This window comes from Streptomyces sp. NPDC050636, from assembly GCF_040654775.1.
Classification (GTDB): Bacteria; Actinomycetota; Actinomycetes; order Streptomycetales; family Streptomycetaceae; genus Streptomyces.
Window position 1 is genome coordinate 1 of record NZ_JBFAIP010000254.1, and the last position, 1,679, is coordinate 1,679.

The 1,679-nt window shown below is 67.7% G+C and carries 3 protein-coding genes; 1 reads left to right on the forward strand and 2 read right to left on the reverse strand.

Annotated elements, in window-relative coordinates; translation table 11 throughout:
• Positions 1-346 precede the first annotated feature (346 nt).
• Positions 347-571, reverse strand: coding sequence for a hypothetical protein (locus AB0I10_RS41085; protein WP_363157843.1), 225 nt, complete (start codon positions 569-571; stop codon positions 347-349).
• A 212-nt stretch (positions 572-783) separates the two neighbouring features.
• Complete coding sequence (locus AB0I10_RS41090; RefSeq protein ID WP_363157844.1) at positions 784-930, reverse strand: hypothetical protein; 147 nt, start codon at positions 928-930, stop codon at positions 784-786.
• Between the two features lie 80 nt (positions 931-1,010).
• Between AB0I10_RS41090 and AB0I10_RS41095 the strand changes: the two genes are divergently transcribed.
• Positions 1,011-1,511: an alpha/beta fold hydrolase gene (locus AB0I10_RS41095; RefSeq protein ID WP_363157845.1), complete on the forward strand. Its 501-nt coding sequence runs from the start codon at positions 1,011-1,013 to the stop codon at positions 1,509-1,511.
• Positions 1,512-1,679: the final 168 nt, after the last annotated feature.

A 1,679-nucleotide genomic window follows, 5' to 3' on the forward strand; every position in this document is an offset into this window, starting at 1 on the left:
GTTGTGGGTGGCGGGTCGGTTTCATGAGTGGGCCGGGGGCGTGGGCGACGGCGATGGTGGAGATGAGGTGCTGGCTGCGCAGCCAGTGCGGCAGCCAGGCCACGGCTGCGAGCGGAAGTCCGCTTCGGCGGGTCAGGTCGCGGCTGGTGATCCCGTCTGCTGCGTCGACGAGGTAGAGGATGTCCAGGGCTCTGACCGCTGCCTTCCACCGCTGGGGGTGTCGGTGTGCGCGGGAGTTCTGCGGGCCATGTCGGTCAGCACCGCCGGCCGCAGCGCATGGACAGACCACCAGGGCTCGTGCCCGCCGTTGTCGTGTGCTGGAGCGGTGGGCGTGAGCCCAGGCTGCTCAGGCCATCTCCCGCGGCAGCGGTCCGGCATCGCGCACCTGGTCCAGCCTGGGCGCCGGCACCCGGACGAGCCGCGGCAGCGCTGCCGCCTCCTGCCCGCCTGGCCCGGTGTGTTGGGCTGGCTCGAAGGCGCCGGCCCGATCGGTGGCTGCCGGCAGTTGCGGTACCAGGGGCGGGCTCATGCCTTTGCGGACCTCGTCGATGAACTGCGGATCCTCGATCACGGGGGAGACGGGGGTGGCCGGTCGAAGCGCCGTCCGCCGTCGCGTCCAGCAGCACACGGGCATCGCCGTGTCTGTGCCGTGCAGCCTCCGCAACGAGGAAGCGCACGTTCTCACGCCGCCCTGCCCCACCCCTCCCGCACGCGAGGCAAGGGCGGCCATCCGGAACAGCGCCCCGGGGTGGCCGGCCTCGACTCCGACTACGAGGACTACACCTACGTCACCGCTGTCGGCTTCGGCGCCTGAGCGCCACCCGAGTTCTCGCGGATCGCCATGACGACGAGGCGCACCGGGAACAGGCCGTTCGGAGCGATGGATGTACTCGATGGGGTCGGATCGTTCAGGGCTGCGGCCTTGCGCACGGCATTGGGCACCTGCCCTGGTGATTCTGGCCCGGCCCGGGGCATCCGTCTCGGGCGAGTCGACGGATCGGATCACAGCGATGGCCACCATCACCCCGAAGGACCACTTGGTCGAGCATAAATCGACCGGCCCCGCGAACAGGGATGACTCCGTCAAACTCTTCGTACGCGAGTACGACGGCACCAAGCCGAACAAGCCGCGCAAGGCCGTCCTCATGCTGCACGGCCGGAGCGTTCCGGCACTCGCGGGCCTCGACCTCCAGCACGGGAAATACAGCTGGGCTCAGTCGCTGGCAGAAGACGGCTGCGACGTTTTCATCATGGACCTCCAGGGATCCGGCCGCTCCCCGCACCCGAAGATGAACGAGCCCTGCAACGCCAACCCGGCTCTGCACGAAGAGCTTCTGATCCCCAACCCGCTCTCGGCCACCTGCTCCCCGAAGTATCCGTACCAGCTGAACAATTCGCAGAGCGACTGGGACGAGCTCGACACCGTCGTCGAGTTCATCAGGAACCGCCACGACGTTCAGAAGGTCGCGCTCGCCGGCTGGTCGGCGGCCTCGTTCCAGATCGGGCCGTGATCCACTGGGCCATGGCTAACACAATGAGCCGAAACCTCACCGGAGAATCCGCACGAAGCTAGCGAACTGAATTGGGAGAAATGGTCATCACGGCCTGAGTATTGATCAGATGCCCTCTTAGGCGCACCAGAGGCTCTCGCAGGCCAAGAGCCTGCTGGCGGCGAAGTC

Coding starts and splice junctions, on each gene's coding strand:
- AB0I10_RS41095 (WP_363157845.1), top strand. CDS start 1,011: ATGGCCACCATCACCCCGAAGGACCACTTGGTCGAGCATAAATCGACC.